The following is a 16,660-nucleotide window of genomic DNA, read 5'->3' on the forward strand; positions in this document are numbered from 1 at the left end:
GAGGGGCCCGAGGGGCCTACTTGATGTAGACCAGCCCGTCGGTGGTGATCGTGGGGCGTCCGCTGGTGCCGACGACGACGATCTTGATCGTGTGCTTGGCACTGCCGGTCCAGGTCCTGGTCCAGATCGCCTGGCGGTACAGCGTGGTGGCGGACTTCAGGTCGACGGTCGCGGCCTTCGTCCCGTCGACGTACACGTACGCCTGGCCGGAGGTGGCGGCGCGGGAGACCACCCAGGAGGCGGAACGGCCCGTGAAGGTCCAGGTCAGGCTCGCGCCCTTGGCGCCGCTGGAGTAGGACCTGCCGCCGAGGTAGCTCGAGGCGGAGCGGGCGGTCCAGCTGCCGGACCTGGTGGCGGAGGTCTCCTGGAGGATCACCGGGGTGGCGGCGGCCGAGGCCGTACGGGAGTTGCCGGCGTAGTCGGAGGCCCGCATCGACCAAGTGGTCGCGGTGCCGGGCTTGGCCGTGAGGCTCGAGCCGGTGACGGTCGGGCCGAAGGTGGCCGTGGTGGGTGCCAGCAGCTGCACGGAACGCAGGGCCTTGTCGTCCGTGGCCTTCCAGCCCAGGGTGACCGGGACGGCGGTGGTGCTGACCGGGCCCGTGCGCAGGGTGACCTTCGGCGCGTTGGTGAAGGCCGGGACCGTCGTGTCCGCCACGACGGCCAGTGCGGCGGTCGTGGTCGTCCTTCCGGACTGGTGCACCGCCCGGACGGCGACGGTGTGGCCGCCCGGCGGGAGGGTGGCGCTCGCCGAGCCGGCGGTGCCGGCGGCGGTGGCCACGGGCTTGCCGTCGGCCAGCAGCTCGAACTTCGAGATCAGCGAACCGGGCGTGGTCGTCGACCAGTTCACGGTGACGGCGCCCTTGGTGTAGTAGGCCGAGCCCGACAAGGTCGCGCCACCGGCCACCGAGGTGACCTTCAGGCCCTGCACCGGGCCGGCCGCCAGGGTGCGTACGGTCGGCAGCTGGTCGTACAGGAGCCCGCCGGGGCACTCCGTGTTGAAGCCGTCGCGGTGGCCGGAGATCCGGTCGAAGGTGTACAGGCTGCCCGCGGTGAAGCTCCTGCCGGACAGGTTCTTCTGGGTGGCGCCCGCGGTGAGCTGGACGGTACCCGCCGGGTCCGCGCCGTACTGGCCGAGCTTCCAGGCCGCGAGGCGGGCGACGGAGGTGAGCGCGGCGGTGCTCGCGGTCGTCTGCGTGTGGTCGCCGATCACGGCGACGGCCGCGGACTCGCGGTTCCAGCCGTAGGTGTGGGCACCGAACACCGGCAGGTCCACGCCGCCCTTGCGGCCCTCGTAGAGGGTTCCGCACTTGTCGACGAGGAAGTTGTAGCCGAGGTCCTTCCAGCCGCTGACCTGCACGTGGTACGCGTAGATGCTGCGGATGATCGCCGGGGTCTGATCGCAGGTGTAGTCGTTGGCGCCGTCCGTGTGGTGGACGAAGACCGCCTTGACGTCGTTGTTGTACTCCGGTGCCTCGGGGCTGATCGACTCGTCGGCGCCCCAGGCGGCGCGCGAGCGGATCGGCGGCTCGGGCGCGGTGGACGGCGGCGCGGTCGGCGTCGGCGCGGCGGTCTGCGTCGGGCTCGTCGTCGGGGACGCGGGGCTCGTCGGGGCCGTCTCGGTGGCCGCGGGCGTGGAGTCCGTCGGCGAGGCGGAGACGGTGTCGGTGTCGGTGGGATCGGCGGTGACCGTGTCGGTCGGCGGAGCCGGGACCGTGTCGGTCGGCTCACTGGCCGAGGCGGACGGATCGGCGGCCGAGGCGGACGGATCGGCGGACCCGGAGTCCGTCGTACCGGGGCTCGGGTCCGTGACGAAGCCGGCGGGCTCGGTGCCGGTGGTGGCGGTCTTCGTCTCGGCGGCGGTCACCACGCCCGGGTCGACCAGGTTCACCTCCAGCCCCTGGGGCAGTGCGGCGGTGGTGCCGTTCGCGCGGACGACCTGTACCTCGACGCCGTCGGACGGGCCGACCCAGACCGGCTCGGACGTGCCGCGTACCCTCGGGCCCGGCTCGTCCAGCGGGTCCATGTCCAGTTCCAGGTCGTGCCAGGCGCTCCACTCGCCGGTGGCGAGGGCGCGGGTCCGCACCTGCGCGGTGCCGGCGAGCCGCCGGGCGGCGCCGGTCCAGGTGACGCCCAGCAGCGAGAACTGCTCGGTGTCCGTGCGGGGCAGTTCCCGGCGGCCGGACGAGGCCCCCTTCAGCGTGAGGTCGTAGACCTTCACCGGCCGCTCGGCTCGGCCCTGCTGATCGGCGGACGGGCCGGCCATGGCGTAGGTCACCACGCCGCCGCTGCCCAGGACCACCGCCCCGAGCGTCAGCCAGGCCCTTCTGCGCATGCTCAGCGGTCTGTACGCCCGCGTCCCACCCCTGCGGCGACGTCTGCTCACGACGGAATCCCCCACCCCTGTACGTCCTCGACCATGGTCATGGGCCACCTGACATTCAGGCGGCCCATGTAAAGAAAGCGGTCTCCGGAGGGGAAACGTCACACCTGTGGGGATCTTGATGACGTGGATCACTCACCGGTGAGGGGCGAGGAGGCCGACTGGGCGTCGGCAAAAGGGGGCGCGGGCCGGGCGTAGCGTAGGGCGTATGACGAAGTACGGATCCTTTCCCGGTTCGCGTCCCCGGCGGCTGCGGACCACGCCCGTCATGCGGCGCATGGTCGCGGAGACCCGGCTGCATCCGGCCGACTTCATCCTGCCCGCGTTCGTGCGGGAGGGCGTGAGCGAGCCGGTGCCGATCCAGGCCATGCCCGGCGTCGTGCAGCACACGCGCGACAGCCTGAGGAAGGCCGCGCTCGAGGCCGTACAGGCGGGGGTCTCCGGGATCATGCTCTTCGGCGTGCCGGAGGATGCGAAGAAGGACGCGCTCGGTACCCCCGGTACCGACCCGGACGGCATCCTCCAGGTCGCCATCCGGGACGTGCGGGCCGAGGTCGGGGACGACCTGCTCGTCATGTCCGACCTGTGCCTGGACGAGACGACCGACCACGGGCACTGCGGAGTGCTGGACGACGAAGGACGCGTCGACAACGACGCCACGCTGGAGCGGTACGCCGAGATGGCGCAGGTCCAGGCCGATGCCGGTGCCCATGTCGTCGGGCCCAGCGGGATGATGGACGGGCAGATCGGGGTCATCCGCGACGCGCTCGACCAGATCGGCCGCGACGACGTCTCGATTCTCGCCTACACCGCCAAGTACTCGTCGGCGTTCTACGGCCCCTTCCGGGAGGCCGTCGGGTCGTCCCTGAAGGGCGACCGGAAGACGTACCAGCAGGACCCGGCGAACCTCCGTGAGTCGCTGCGTGAGCTGGCGCTGGACCTGGAGGAGGGCGCCGACATGGTCATGGTGAAGCCGGCCGGGCCCTACCTCGACGTCCTGGCCCGGGTCGCCGACGCGGTGGACGTACCGGTCGCCGCCTACCAGATCTCCGGCGAGTACTCGATGGTCGAGGCCGCCGCCGAGAAGGGCTGGGTCGACCGCGACCGGGCGATCCTCGAGACGCTGACCGGCATCAAGCGGGCCGGGGCGCGGAACATCCTCACCTACTGGGCCACCGAAGTGGCCCAGAAGCTGCGGTAGTCCGCCCGTTCTCACCAGGACAGCGCGTCGTCCATGTCCCGCTGCCAGAACGTCACCGTCAGGGAGCTGTCGTAGTAGACGCCCTTGGCGGGCAGGGCCGGCGTCGCGGAGGCGCCGCCGTCGCTGTTCGGGGTGTAGCCCTGGAAGGCGACCGTGAGCTTTTCGGCCGTCTGTCCGCCGTCGCCGCTCCCGTCGGCGGCGGACAGCAGGACGCCCGCGTAGCCGGACTCGCCGACCGCGAGGGTCGTCACCGCCTGCGGCTGCGTCTCCTTGGCCGCCTGCGGCACCCACTGCATCTCGTCGAAGCGCAGGACCGGGTAGTAGGTCAGGTCGCAGGTCCTGCTGCCGGTGTTGGTCACCGTGAGCAGCATGTGGTTGAGCGGGCGGGGGACCGGCTGCGCGGTGACCTTGGTGTTCGAGCCGTTGCACGGGACGCGGCCGTCGGAGGCGCTGTCGGCGTCCTTGCCGCCCGTGCCACCCGTTCCGCCGCCCGTGCCGGTGCCGCCCTCCGAGGTGCCGCTCGTCGTGCCGGACGATCCGGTGGAGCCCGCCGTGTCCTTCGCCGGGGCGGTGCCGGTGCCCTTGTCCGCGCCGGGCGTGGGCTGGGCCGCCGTGGCCGTCGACGACGCCGCGTGCGAGGCGCCCTCGTCCTTCACGCCCGTCCCGTCCTCGCAGGCGGTGAGCGCGAGGGCGGTCAGGGCGGTGAGGGCGAGCAGGTGGCTGGTGCGGCGGATACGCATCGTGAAGTCCTCTTCCGGAAAGCCGTGTTGAACCGGCGTGCTTGGATGACCAAAGCTTGTGCGGGCATCCGTCCCGGCCGCCACGGTCGGCGGACGATCAGGGACGCTGGAATGCCCGCAATGGTTCTGACCTGGGGAAACGGACCATCCCTGGAACGCCGGGATGGGACATGGGGAGTGGAGGAACGGTGTCTGCGACCGAGTTCGCCGAGCTGCTGCGGGAGTTGAAGGAGCGGTCCGGGCTGAGCTACGGGATGCTCGCGAAACGGCTCCACATGAGTACGTCGACGCTGCACCGCTACTGCAACGGGGACGCCGTCCCCGCGGACTACGCGCCCGTGGAGCGGCTGGCGCGGCTCTGCAAGGCGTCGCCGCGGGAGCTCGTCGAGCTGCACCGGCGATGGGTGCTGGCGGACGCGGTGCGGGGGCGGAAGGGGAGCACGGCCGAGGCGGACGCCGTCGCGGGCGGGGGCGCGGGCGGTATCAGGGCCGGGGGCGCGGACGCCGTCGGCGATGCCGTCACGGAGGCGGCGGTCCCGGGAACCGTGGAGGCGGAGGCGGAGGCGGAGGCGGGCGCGGGGGGCGCGAGGACGGAGGCGGGGGCCGCGGGGGCGGCGGGTGTGGCGGGTGTGGCAACCGGGGGCACGGACGCGGTCGTCGAGGTCGTGGGGGACGAGCCGGCCCCCCGGACGCCTCGGACGCCTCTGGCCCCTCGCACTCGTCGGTCCCTGGTTCTCGCCGGGGTCGGTGTCGTGGCCGCCCTCGGCTCGGTCGCCCTGGCGCTCGCCCTGACGCTGCCGTCCGGCGGGTCCGACGGGTCCGGCGAGGGGGAAAGCGTCGGCGCGGCCGGTACGCCGTCCGTGCGAGGTCGGGGAACGGGGAGCACGTCCTCCGCGTCCGCGTCGCCGTCCGTGTCCGCGTCGCCCTCGGCCTCCGCCTCGGGGTCCGCCTCCCCCTCGCACTCCGCCACCGCCGGTTCCTCGCAGGCGCAGGGCGCGGGGGCCGGCGACCGCGCCCCACTGACGGTCACCACCCGGCCGTACGCCTGGGAGAGCCCGTGCAGCCAGCGTTATCTGATCGAGCAGGGGCCGGACGAGGTGCGGCCGCCGCCCGTCGAGCAGGACGCTCCCGCGTGGGTGGCCCGGCACGGGGCCGTGTCGGCGGGGGAGCAGTATCTGGAGCTCACCGTGCAGGGGACCGGCGACGAGACCGTCGTCGTGGACCGCCTGACGGTCCGGACCGTGGCCAAGGCCGCGCCGCTCGCCTGGAACGACTACGCCATGGGCTACCCGGGCGTCGGCTGCGGTGGCGGTGTGCCGACGCGCGCGTTCTCCGTCGCACTCGACGCGGCGCGGCCGGCGCTGGTGCCCGAGGCGGGGCACCAGAACTTCCCGTTCAAGGTGAGCGAGTCGGACCCGGAGGTCTACTACGTCACCGCCGACGCCTCCGCGTACGACGTGCGCTGGTACCTGGAGCTTTCCTGGTCCAGCGGCGGACGGCACGGCACGCTGACGATCGACGACAAGGGGAGGCCCTTCCGCACGAGCGGCGAGAACGGGCGCCCCGACTACGAGTTTCCGCTCGGCGGCTCCGCGTGGGAGCGGGCGGGAGCCTCCGCGACGCCGTAGGAACCGTTTACGGAGCCGTTCCCGTAGCGGGGACCGGAGCCGGAGTCGTGGCCTGAGCCTTGGTGGGGGCCGGAGCCGGTCAGGGTGCTGGAGCTCGACGGGCCCTCGTCGCGCAGGCCCTGGCCGTCGTGGCACGCGGTGAGGGTGAGCGCCGCGGCGGCGGTCAGCGCGACGGCGAGCGGACGGACCCGGCGGCGCGGCGGGGGAGTGGGGCGTGTGGGCATGGGGCAAGCCTGCGGCGTACGGCCTCCACGCTTCCACATCCACCGCGCAAGTCGGGACGCTGGTACGGTCCCATGGGCTCTGACCTGCGTGAACAGTGGCCCTCCGGGATGGGGTGTGGGACGCCCGCCGCCCGGGGAGAGCCCCTTCGGCCACCGAGTCCACGCCGTCCGCGGGAGCCCGGACCGTCCGAGCCGTCCGCCGCCGCCCCGGCCCTCGGCCCGTGTGGCCCGCTGTCCACATGGCAGAAACCCGTGTGTAGGCGGCATGTATCTCCCTAGGGTGCGGGCATGACTGTCGCAGCCGAGTCGCCCAGTGCCCCCGCTCCCGCCCCCGGCCCCGCCGCCGTCGCTGTCCCCGGCCCCGCGTCCGGACCCAAGTCCGGCCCCGCGTCCGGTCCCGGGACCGGACGCGCCGCCGTGCCTCCGACGGCCGCCCGTGTCCGGTCGATCGGCGGCTCGCCCGTCCGGGACATCCTCGCCGTCACCGCCCGCCCCGAGGTGATCAACTTCGCGGGCGGGCTGCCCGCGCCCGAACTGTTCGACCGCGAGGGGGTGGCCGCCGCTTTCCGGTACGCGCTGGAGGAGACCCCGGCGCAGGCCCTCCAGTACGCCACGACCGAGGGCGAGCCGGCCCTGCGGGAGCGGCTGGCGGCACGGACCACCGCCCGCGGACTGCCCACCACCGCCGACGACCTCCTCGTCACCACGGGTTCCCAGCAGGCCCTGTCGCTGCTGGCGACCGCTCTCCTCGACCCCGGCGACACGGTGCTCGTCGAGGCGCCCTGCTACCTGGCCGCCCTTCAGGTCTTCGGGCTGGCGGGAGCGCGGATCGTGGCGGTGCCCGGCGACGCGGACGGCCCGGACCCCGAGGTGCTCGCCGACCTGGTGATCCGCGAACGGCCGAAGCTCTTCTACACCGTCCCCACCTTCCAGAACCCCACCGGCCGCACGGTCCCCGCCGGGCGCCGCGCCGCGATCGCGGCCGTCGCCGCCCGGCACGGTCTGTGGATCGTCGAGGACGACCCCTACGGCGAACTCCGCTACGACGGCGAGCGCGTGCCCTGGATCGCCGCCCACCCCGACGCCCGTGACCGCACGGTGCTGCTCGGCTCCTTCTCCAAGGTCATGGCCCCCGGCATCCGGCTGGGCTGGCTGCGCGCGCCGGCCGAGCTGCGCCGGGCCTGCGCCGTCGCCAAGCAGGCCGCCGACCTGCACACCCCGACCGTCAACCAGCTCGCGGCGGCGCGCTATCTGGCCGCCTTCGACCTGGACGCGCACGTGGCCCGGGTGGCCGGCGTGTACCGGGACCGCCGCGACGCCATGCTCGCGGGCCTCGCGGACGCCCTCCCGGCGGGGTCGGTGTGGACCCGTCCCGAGGGCGGCATGTTCCTCTGGGTCCGCCTCCCCGAGTCGTACGACACCACGGCGCTTCTCCCCCGGGTCGTCGCCCAGGACGTGGCCTACGTCCCCGGCGCCCCCTTCTACGCAGGTGAGCCGGACCGTTCGACCCTGCGGCTGTGCTTCGTGACGCAGACCCCGCAGGAGATCGGGGAGGGGCTGCGCAGGCTGCGGCGGGGGCTCACCGGGTAGTGCGGCTCAGTCCCACCAGAAGGTCCAGGTGGGCTCGCCGACGAGCTGCCGGGCGTAGGCCTCCGGGGTGCCCGGGCCCTGGAGGACGTTGTCCGGGCAGAACGCGAAGTGCTCGGCGGTGATCCGCTCCGCCTCCGCGAGGGTGCGGGGCGGAGCGGCGACGGACACCGCCTCACGTCGAAACCGAGGCCGACGACCCGTATGCCGAAGCGGTCCTCCCAGGAGCGCAGGACGGCGCACAGACGCGCGGTGTCGTTCTCGTGATCGGCCGGGCCCGACCAGCCGACGGCCGCCGGGACGTCGGCGCTGCGGCGGGCCGGGACCAGGGCGACATGGGGCGACCTGAACCACGAAGCCCCTTGTTCCGCAAGGGTGTCGGCGATCTGCGCGGCGCGTGCGTCCGGGTCGGCCGTCAGGGTGCCGGGGGCGGCGAGACCGGGCCACTCCTCGCCGTCCGCCGCGCACTCCTGCCAGTACTGCGCGAGGACCTCCTCCGCGTCGTGGTCCCCGGGGTAGGACATCTCGGCGGGCATCAACTCCCATTGCGACGGACCGCCCTGGGAGCCGCCGAGGTCGACCAGGACCGGAAGCAGCCCGGCCCGCCCAGCCGTCGCGCCGAGGGCCGTCCAGTTGCCGGAGGAGGCGGACTGCTCCGCGTGCCACAGCAACGGTTCGTGCCACGCCCCATCGTCCGTCGTGTCGATCAGCCGGCCCGGCGGGAGCCGGAGGCCGAGGGAGCGGCCGCTGGGATCGGAGGCCAGCTTGGGGAGCGGATTGGGAAGAGTCGCCATGCCGGTGACTGTAGGGGCAGGCACTGACAGCGGCCCGGGCCGGTGTGTCCCGTCCGGGCCGCGACGGCCGTCAGGCGGAGTGTCCCGCGCGCCGGCGGCGCCAGAGGTGCGTCAGCCAGATGCCCAGGCCGACGAGCGGGAGGACGACGAGGGCCGGGATGACCACCCCCGCGCCTCCGATCAGCACCAGGCCGATCAGTGCGTCGACGATCGACGGGTCGTCCGCGCCGCCCAACTGCCGCTCCTCGCGCTCGTGTTGTCAGGGTTTCGAGGGGTGGGACGTGCGGGGGCGCGGAGTTGGTTCCGGGGCCGGGACCACCCGGGCCTCGAAGCACTCCCGTGCGCCGTCCGCTGTCGGCAGGAAACAGGTCCGGACGAGCGTGCCGGGGCGGGTCGCCGTCATGGCGGTGTGGACATAGGTGTCCGCCTCGGCGCGGTCCCTGACCTCGGCCCGGTAGGTGCGGGAGCCACCCACGGCTCCCGACTCGATCCGGTCGCCGATCCGCGCACCCCACATCCGGGTCCAACTGGTCCCGCACTCCCTGCTGTAGCGCAGTTGGACCGACGCTCCGGTGGCGGTGACGTGCTCGGCGAGGGTCTCCGGCTCGGTGGCACACCGCAGGTCCATCGGGCTGCCGCCCTCGCAGGCTGTTCCCCGGCAGCCGGGGCCGGTGACGGACGTGGACGAGGAGACAGCCGCGGAAGCGGACGGGGAAGCCGCCGGGGACGCGGCCGGGTGCGGTGCGCCGTGCCGGCCCGGGAGGAGGAAGAGGGTCAGCGCGATGGCCCCGAACACCGCGGCGCACGCGGACGCGAGCACCGCCGCGGCCGTGGCTCCCCGGTGGCCGACCGGTGCGGCCCCGCTCCCCGTTGCGCCTGCGGTGGCGGCTGTCGTGCCGGTGGCCGTTGGAGTGGCCGTGGAGTCGGTGGGGCGTGTGGCGTTCGCGAGGGCTGGGGCTGGGGCTGTGGTTGGGGCGGTGGCAGTGGTGGGGGCAGTAGTGGTTGGGGCGGCCGCCGGGACGGGAGGTGCCGCGTTCGCCGCGGGGCGGGTCGGCCGGGGCGGCTCCGCCTCCTTGGACCGGCCGCCCCACTGGGACTCCGCGATCTCCCACAGGGCAAGACATCGACCGACCGGTTCGTCCGCGAGACGGCACAGCTGTTCCACCGCGGTGCGCGGCGGCAGGGCCCTGCCGTTGAGGTAGCGCTCCCAGGACGACTTGCTGAACGCGGTCCTCGCCGCGAGGGCCGCCAGGCTCAGACCGGTCCGGCCCCTCAACTCCCGCAGAGCGGAGGTCAGTCGGGCACCCTCCGGCGACGGGGCGGGACCGGTCATCCGCGCAGTGCCTTCCAGGTGTGGGGTCCGACCGAGCCGTCCACGGCCAGCCCGGCCCGCGTCTGGAAGGCCTTGACCGCGCGCTGGGTCAGCGGGCCGAACATCCCGTCGATGCCACCGGGCGAGATCCCGGAGCGGCGCAGCAGGCACTGCGCCTCGGCCACCTCGGGCCCGACCGCGCCGTAGGCCAGTTCGGTGTCCAGGGTGCGGCTGAGGCCCGCGTGCCAGAGGCCGTCGGTCCGCTCGATCCGGCAGGTGTACGCGGGCGCCGACGACCGTGCCGGAGCGGTGGACACGGCGGGAAGTGCCGCCGCCGGTTCGCCGTCGCCGTCGTCGAGCCGCAGGACCAGGAGCGCCGCCGAGGACAGGGCCAGCACCAGGGCCACCGCCCCCGCCACCAGCGCCACGCGCAGCGACCGCCGGGCGGCCGTCACCCGTTCCGCCTCCGGGTCTGTCGCCGGTTCTGCCTCCGGTCCCGTTTCCGGCTCCGGACCCGCGGCCGGACCCACCGTGGGCGCGGGGGCGGGCGGCGCGAGGTCGGGCGCGCGTTCCGGCGCGGGCGCTTCCGGCACGGAGGCGGCGAGGTGTCTGCCGCCGCCCCAGGTGTCGGCGGCGACCTCGTGCAGCGCGAGCAGGCGGACCGGGTCGACGCCCCCGATCCGGGCCAGCGCCTCGACCGCCTCCCGGGGCGGCAGCGACCTGCCGCCCAGATACCGCTCCCACGACTTCTCGCTGTACCCCGTCTTCGCGGCCAGCTGACGCATGCTCAGCCCGCTGTGGTCCTTCAGCCGGCGCAGCTGTGTCAGCAACTGCCGTACGCGTGGATCCAGTTCGGTGGACAGCGCTCTCCAGCGCGACATGTTCCCCCCACTTGCGGTCATGGACCGTGGTCAGCGGCCCCCCGCTCGCTCGCATTCTGCATGAGCATCTCAACACCCGCCACAGCCGTCCCGCGGGACCGTCCCGGCGGGCGGTTTCCTCGCAGGTCAGGGCGGGTGTCGTCCCAGGATTCCGTCACCTCGGCGGCAGCCGTGGCGGCCCCCGGCGGGCGCCCCGCACTCTCGTGTCGTCACCGGCCCGCCGTCCGGGCCGGGTGGCGACCCACGACCCGAAAGAGGAACGCATGCGACCCAACGCCTTGGCCAGGACCCTCGTCGGACTCACCGCCGTCGCCGGTCTCGCCGCCGGATCCCTGGCGACCGCGGGCACCAGCTTCGCCGCCTCCGCGCCGGCCACGCAGGTGGTGAGCGCTCCCGCCGCCACGCTGGCGACGGAGAACTTCGGCCTCACCACCGCCGAGGCCAAGAACGTCCAGACGTTCCTGGCGGGCGACTGGGACTACACCGGCAAGATCGACGGGCAGCTGGGCACCGAGAGCTGGAAGGCGTTCCAGCGCTGCTTCAAGAAGTACTGGGGCTACACCGACGCCATCGACGGCGACCCCGGCCCCAACACGATCATGGCGCTCCAGCGTCTCCTCAAGGACGACTACGGCTACACCGGCAAGATCGACGGCATCGCCGGTGCCGGTACCCGCGCGGCGTTCAAGCGGTTCGCCGCCTGACGTACCCCGGCCATGACAGCGGCCCGCCCTCCCCGCACACCGGAAACCTTGGTCCGGAGCCGCGAGGAGGACGGGCCGCGGTGCGTCGAGCGCCCCTGAGTACCGCCGGTCGGTCAGAGCTTGTCCGGCGTCCTGATGCCCAGCAGGGCCATGCCCAGGTGGAGGGTGCGGGCCGTGAGGTCCACCAGGAACAGGCGGTTCTCGACGACCTCCGGCGAGTTGTCGGGGGACAGCACGTGGCACTGGTCGTAGAACGTCGTCAGGTGCGAGGCCAGCTGGTACAGGTACGCCGCCAGCTTGTGCGGCTCGTACGCCGCCGCCACCTCGTGCACCGTCTCGCCGAACTGGTCCAGGTGCAGGCCCAGCGCCCGCTCCGCCGGGGCCAGTTCCAGCTCCGGGTGCGCGGCCGGGCGGGCCTCGCCCGCCTTGCGCAGGATCGACTGGATACGGGCGTACGCGTACTGGAGGTAGACGGACGTGTCGCCGTTCAGCGAGACCATCTGGTCCAGGTCGAACTTGTAGTCCCGCACCGCGGACGTCGACAGGTCGGCGTACTTCACCGCGCCGACGCCCACGTACCGGCCGTTCTCCACGATCTCCGGCTCGGACAGGCCGACCTTCGCGGCCTTCTCCCGGACCACCGCCGTGGCCCGCTCGACCGCTTCGTCGAGGAGGTCGACCAGCTTGACCGTCTCGCCCTCACGGGTCTTGAACGGCTTGCCGTCCTTGCCGAGGACCGTGCCGAACGCCAGCTGCTGCGCCTTGACGTCCTCGTTCAGCCAACCCGCCCTGCGCGCCGTCTCGAAGACCATCTTGAAGTGCAGCGACTGACGGGCGTCCACCACGTACAGCAGCGTGCTCGCCTTGAGCTGGAAGACGCGGTCGCGGATCGCCGACAGGTCGGTCGCCGCGTAGCCGTAGCCGCCGTCCGACTTCTGCACGATCAGCGGGACCGGATTGCCGTCCGGACCCTTGACGTCGTCGAAGAAGACACAGAGGGCGCCCTCGGAGCGGACCGCGACCCCGGACTCCTCCAGGAGCCGGCAGGTCTCCGCCAGCATGTCGTTGTAACCCGACTCGCCGACGATGTCCTCGTCGCGGATCTCCATGTCGAGCTTCTCGAAGACCGAGAAGAAGTAGATCTTCGACTCGTCGACGAACTTCTGCCAGGTCGCGAGGGTGTGCGGGTCGCCCGCCTGGAGGTCCACCACCCGGCGCCTGGCCCGGGTCTTGAACTCCTCGTCGGCGTCGAACAGCCTGCGCGCGGCCTTGTAGAGGCGGTCGAGGTTCGACATCGCCTCCTCGCCGCTCACCTGGGAGTCCTTGTGGTCCAGCTCGTGCGGGTGCTCGTCCAGGTACTGGATGAGCATGCCGAACTGGGTGCCCCAGTCGCCGATGTGGTGCCGGCGGACCACGCTCTCGCCGGTGAACTCCAGGATCTGCACCGTCGCGTCGCCGATGACCGCCGACCGCAGGTGACCGACGTGCATCTCCTTCGCCACGTTCGGCTGGGCGTAGTCGATGACCGTCGTGCCCGGCGCGGCGGAGTGCGGCACGCCGAGGCGGTCCGGGTCCGCGTACCGTGCCGCGAGGTTCCGGGTGATCGCGCCGTCGGTGATCGTCACGTTGAGGAAGCCGGGGCCCGACACCTCGATCTCCCCGATCAGGTCACCCGTGACGACGTGCGACACGACCTGCGTCGCCAGCTCCCGGGGGTTCGCCTTCGCCTTCTTGGCCAGCGCCAGGATGCCGTTGGCCTGGAAGTCGGCCCGGTCGCTTCGTCGCAGCAGCGGGTCCGCGCCGGCGGCCTCCGGCAGGGTGGCCGAGAGGGCGGACGAGAGGTGCTGTTCGACGGAGTGGCTGAGGGACGTGACCGGGGCCATAGGAGTGGGTGCCGTTCTCCTCGTGGGGATGGATAGACACGGTCAGTATCCCATGGGGGGTAAAGCGGTTTTCCCGGGCGCGGGGCTGTCTGGGACAATGGAACGCACTTCAAACCCGGAAGCCTTCAGAACAAGAGGACGTGCCGATCGTGGCTCTGAGCACCGAGACCACCGACTGGGTCTCCCGTTTCGCGGATGAGGTCATCGAGGAGTCGGAGCGTCGGGCCCCCGGCAAACCTGTGGTCGTCGCGTCCGGACTCTCCCCCTCCGGACCCATCCACCTTGGCAACCTCCGCGAGGTCATGACCCCGCACCTGGTCGCCGACGAGCTCCGCCGCCGCGGACACCAGGTCCGTCACCTGATCTCCTGGGACGACTACGACCGCTACCGCAAGGTGCCGCAGGGCATCGACGGGATCGACGACTCCTGGGCCGAGCACATCGGCAAGCCGCTGACCTCCGTCCCGGCGCCGCGGGGCTCGGTGCACCCGAACTGGGCCGAGCACTTCAAGGCCGCGATGGTCGAGTCGCTGGCCGAGCTCGGTGTGGAGTTCGACGGGATCAGCCAGACCGCGCAGTACACCTCCGGTGTCTACCGCGAGCAGATCCTGCACGCGATCAGGCACCGTGCCGACATCGACGCGATCCTCGACCAGTACCGCACCAAGAAGGCCCCCGCGAAGAAGCAGCAGCAGAAGCCGCTCGACGAGGCCGAACTCGAGGCGGCGGAGGGGTCGGGCGCGGCGAACGAGGACGACGGTTCGTCCGGCTCGGCCGGCTACTTCCCGTACAAGCCCTACTGCGGCAACTGCGAGAAGGACCTCACCACGGTCACCTCGTACGTCGACGACACCACCGAGCTGTCCTACACCTGCACGGCCTGCGGGTTCGCCGAGACCGTCCGGCTGAACGAGTTCAACCGCGGCAAGCTGGTCTGGAAGGTCGACTGGCCGATGCGCTGGGCCTACGAGGGTGTGGTGTTCGAGCCGAGCGGCGTCGACCACTCGTCGCCCGGGTCCAGCTTCCAGGTCGGCGGGCAGATCGTCGGCATCTTCGGCGGCAAGCAGCCCATCGGGCCCATGTACGCCTTCGTCGGCATCAGCGGCATGGCGAAGATGTCGTCCTCGAAGGGCGGCGTCCCCACCGCCGCGGACGCGCTGAAGATCATGGAGCCGCAGCTCCTGCGCTGGCTCTACGCCCGCCGCCGCCCCAACCAGTCCTTCAAGATCGCCTTCGACCAGGAGATCCAGCGGCTCTACGACGAGTGGGACAAGCTGGACGCCAAGGTCGCCGAGGGCTCGGCGCTGCCGGCCGACATCGCCGCGCACTCCCGCGCGGTGGGCACGGCCGCCGGTGAGCTGCCGCGCACCGTCCGGCCGCTGCCGTACCGCACGCTGGCCTCGGTCGCCGACATCACCGCCGGACACCAGGACCAGGCCCTGCGGATCCTCGACGAGCTGGACCCGCAGAACCCGCTGGGCTCCCTGGACGAGGCCCGGCCGCGCTACGACAAGGCCGAGGCCTGGATCAACACCCATGTCCCCGCCGACCAGCGCACCGTGGTGCGCGCCGAGGCCGACGCCGAGCTGCTGAAGTCCCTCGACGAGGACTCCCGGCAGTCCCTGCGGCTCCTGCTCGACGGGCTCGCCGACCACTGGTCGCTGGACGGCCTGACGCACCTCGTCTACGGCGTCCCCAAGGTCCAGGCCGGGTTCTCCGCCGACGCCACGCCCAAGGAGCTCCCGCCGGAGATCAAGACCGCCCAGCGGACGTTCTTCGCCCTGCTCTACCACCTGCTGGTGGGACGTGACACGGGACCGAGGCTGCCCACGCTGCTGCTGGCCGTGGGCCAGGAGCGGGTGCGGGCCCTGCTCGGGGAGTAGGCGCCGCCTGCGCCGCGCACGACGAGGAGGGGGCGCCCGGTCCGGTACCGGGCGCCCCCTCCTCGTCGTGCATCCGCACATCGGGCGGTGTGGTCCTGTCAGGCGATGTGGTCCTCTTCCAGTTCCGTGTTGAAGCGGTGCTGGAAGCGCTCCGTGAGCGCCTTCAGAGCGCTGGGGCTCATGGTGGTGCCGTAGGTCGCCTGGATGTTGTCGCCGAGGACACCGGGCGTGGGGAAGCTGCCGTCTATCGACTGCCGGAACACCTGGTAGAACGCCTCCTCGTCCGGCTCGATCACCGGGGTGCCGCCGCCCTCGCCGAGTTCGCGCATGCGGCCGGGACCGACCGGGATCGGGAAGGAGCCGGTCTCCTCGGGGGAGGGCTCCTGCGCCGGGGGCTCCTCCTGGTACTGGTCCTGGTACTGCTCGGCCTGCCGCTGTTCCTCGACCCACTGGGCGTACTGCTCCGTGGGGTCGTACGTGGGGTCGTAGCCTCCCTGGTAGGCGACCTCGTGCGGCGCCTGGAACCAGGGGCTCGGCTCCTCCTCCTCGGGCGCGGGGGCGGGCGCCCGACCCACCTGCGGTGCCTGCTGCTGCGCGTGCGGTGCCTGCTGCGCCTGCTGGGGCGCGGGCGCCGCCTCGACGGCCCGGGGTCCCGCGTCGACCGGTGCGGCCGCCGTCAGCTCCTGCTGGGGCGCGGCCGCCGTCACCGGCGCCGGAGGGAGCAGGGCCGGCTCTATGCCCGCCGCCGCCAGACCCGCCGGGGCGGTCTCCGCCAGCGGGACGCCGTAGCGGGCGAGACGCAGCGGCATCAGCGACTCCACCGGGGCCTTGCGGCGCCAGGCACGGCCGAAGCGGGAGCGCAGCCTCGCCTGATAGACGAGACGTTCCTGCTCCAGCTTGATCACCTGCTCGTAGGAGCGCAGCTCCCACAGCTTCATCCGGCGCCACAGCAGGAAGGTGGGCAGCGGGGAGAGCATCCAGCGCGTGAGGCGCACGCCCTCCATGTGCTTGTCCGCCGTGATGTCCGCGATCCGGCCGATCGCGTGCCGGGCGGCCTCGACGGACACCACGAACAGGATCGGGATCACCGCGTGCATACCCGTGCCCAGCGGGTCAGGCCAGGCCGCCGCGCCGTTGAACGCGATCGTCGCCGCCGTCAGCAGCCATGCCGTCTGCCGCAGCAGCGGGAAGGGGATACGGATCCAGGTCAGCAGCAGGTCGAGGGCCAGCAGCACGCAGATGCCCGCGTCGATGCCGATCGGGAACACATAGGAGAAGTTCCCGAAACCCTTCTCCAGGGCCAGTTCACGGACGGCCGCGTACGAACCGGCGAAGCCGATACCGGCGATGACCACGGCTCCGGTCACGACCACGCCGATGAGAACGCGGTGCGTCCGGGTCAGCTGTATTGGCGCGGACACCCGTACTCCCCTCCCCTTGCCT

The 16,660-nt window shown here is 72.6% G+C and carries 13 protein-coding genes and 1 pseudogene; 5 read left to right on the forward strand and 9 right to left on the reverse strand.

Annotated elements, in window-relative coordinates; translation table 11 throughout:
- Positions 1-16: 16 nt before the first annotated feature.
- Complete coding sequence (locus tag AOQ37_RS00125; RefSeq protein WP_078889911.1) at positions 17-2,332, reverse strand: peptidoglycan recognition protein family protein; 2,316 nt, start codon at positions 2,330-2,332, stop codon at positions 17-19.
- Between the two features lie 256 nt (positions 2,333-2,588).
- Between AOQ37_RS00125 and hemB the strand changes: the two genes are divergently transcribed.
- Complete coding sequence (gene hemB, locus AOQ37_RS00130) at positions 2,589-3,581, forward strand: porphobilinogen synthase (RefSeq protein ID WP_062639908.1); 993 nt, start codon at positions 2,589-2,591, stop codon at positions 3,579-3,581.
- 11 nt (positions 3,582-3,592) lie between these two features.
- On the opposite strand, the gene AOQ37_RS00135 is transcribed toward hemB, so the two are convergent.
- On the reverse strand, positions 3,593-4,321 hold the full coding sequence (locus tag AOQ37_RS00135; protein ID WP_062639910.1) for a DUF4232 domain-containing protein: 729 nt from the start codon (positions 4,319-4,321) through the stop codon (positions 3,593-3,595).
- A gap of 188 nt (positions 4,322-4,509) precedes the next feature.
- Between AOQ37_RS00135 and AOQ37_RS00140 the strand changes: the two genes are divergently transcribed.
- Positions 4,510-5,949, forward strand: a complete 1,440-nt coding sequence (locus AOQ37_RS00140; RefSeq protein ID WP_062639912.1) for a helix-turn-helix domain-containing protein — start codon at positions 4,510-4,512, stop codon at positions 5,947-5,949.
- Here AOQ37_RS00140 and AOQ37_RS00145 read toward each other — a convergent pair.
- The gene (locus tag AOQ37_RS00145) at positions 5,889-6,173 is read right to left on the reverse strand and encodes a hypothetical protein (protein ID WP_062639914.1); all 285 of its coding nucleotides are present in this window, start codon (positions 6,171-6,173) and stop codon (positions 5,889-5,891) included. The genes AOQ37_RS00140 and AOQ37_RS00145 overlap by 61 nt on opposite strands.
- A gap of 288 nt (positions 6,174-6,461) precedes the next feature.
- On the opposite strand from AOQ37_RS00145, the gene AOQ37_RS00150 reads away from it, so the two are divergent.
- Positions 6,462-7,763, forward strand: a complete 1,302-nt coding sequence (locus tag AOQ37_RS00150; RefSeq protein WP_234436753.1) for an aminotransferase-like domain-containing protein — start codon at positions 6,462-6,464, stop codon at positions 7,761-7,763.
- 6 nt (positions 7,764-7,769) lie between these two features.
- On the opposite strand, the pseudogene AOQ37_RS00155 reads toward AOQ37_RS00150, so the two are convergent.
- From AOQ37_RS00155 to AOQ37_RS00165, 4 genes and pseudogenes are all read right to left on the reverse strand, one after another.
- A pseudogene (locus tag AOQ37_RS00155) lies at positions 7,770-8,554 on the reverse strand (DUF4253 domain-containing protein).
- A 70-nt stretch (positions 8,555-8,624) separates the two neighbouring features.
- On the reverse strand, positions 8,625-8,789 hold the full coding sequence (locus AOQ37_RS40245; protein WP_159401275.1) for a hypothetical protein: 165 nt from the start codon (positions 8,787-8,789) through the stop codon (positions 8,625-8,627).
- 24 nt (positions 8,790-8,813) lie between these two features.
- On the reverse strand, positions 8,814-9,887 hold the full coding sequence (locus AOQ37_RS00160; RefSeq protein ID WP_062639917.1) for a helix-turn-helix domain-containing protein: 1,074 nt from the start codon (positions 9,885-9,887) through the stop codon (positions 8,814-8,816).
- The gene (locus tag AOQ37_RS00165) at positions 9,884-10,747 is read right to left on the reverse strand and encodes a peptidoglycan-binding protein (RefSeq protein WP_062639920.1); all 864 of its coding nucleotides are present in this window, start codon (positions 10,745-10,747) and stop codon (positions 9,884-9,886) included. The genes AOQ37_RS00160 and AOQ37_RS00165 overlap by 4 nt, the downstream gene beginning before the upstream one ends.
- Positions 10,748-11,010: 263 nt before the next feature.
- On the opposite strand from AOQ37_RS00165, the gene AOQ37_RS00170 reads away from it, so the two are divergent.
- Complete coding sequence (locus AOQ37_RS00170; protein ID WP_062639921.1) at positions 11,011-11,451, forward strand: peptidoglycan-binding domain-containing protein; 441 nt, start codon at positions 11,011-11,013, stop codon at positions 11,449-11,451.
- Between the two features lie 113 nt (positions 11,452-11,564).
- Here the strand turns inward: AOQ37_RS00170 and argS are convergent, their stop codons facing one another.
- Positions 11,565-13,334, reverse strand: coding sequence for an arginine--tRNA ligase (gene argS / locus AOQ37_RS00175; protein WP_062639924.1), 1,770 nt, complete (start codon positions 13,332-13,334; stop codon positions 11,565-11,567).
- Between the two features lie 140 nt (positions 13,335-13,474).
- On the opposite strand from argS, the gene lysS reads away from it, so the two are divergent.
- Complete coding sequence (gene lysS, locus AOQ37_RS00180; protein ID WP_062639926.1) at positions 13,475-15,217, forward strand: lysine--tRNA ligase; 1,743 nt, start codon at positions 13,475-13,477, stop codon at positions 15,215-15,217.
- A gap of 98 nt (positions 15,218-15,315) precedes the next feature.
- Here the strand turns inward: lysS and AOQ37_RS00185 are convergent, their stop codons facing one another.
- Entirely contained in the window at positions 15,316-16,638 is a 1,323-nt protein-coding gene (locus AOQ37_RS00185) for a DUF2637 domain-containing protein (RefSeq protein ID WP_062639928.1), read from the reverse strand.
- Positions 16,639-16,660 lie beyond the last annotated feature (22 nt).

The sequence above is a fragment of the Streptomyces maremycinicus genome (genome assembly GCF_001184025.1).
GTDB classification, from domain to species: domain Bacteria; phylum Actinomycetota; class Actinomycetes; order Streptomycetales; family Streptomycetaceae; genus Streptomyces; species Streptomyces maremycinicus.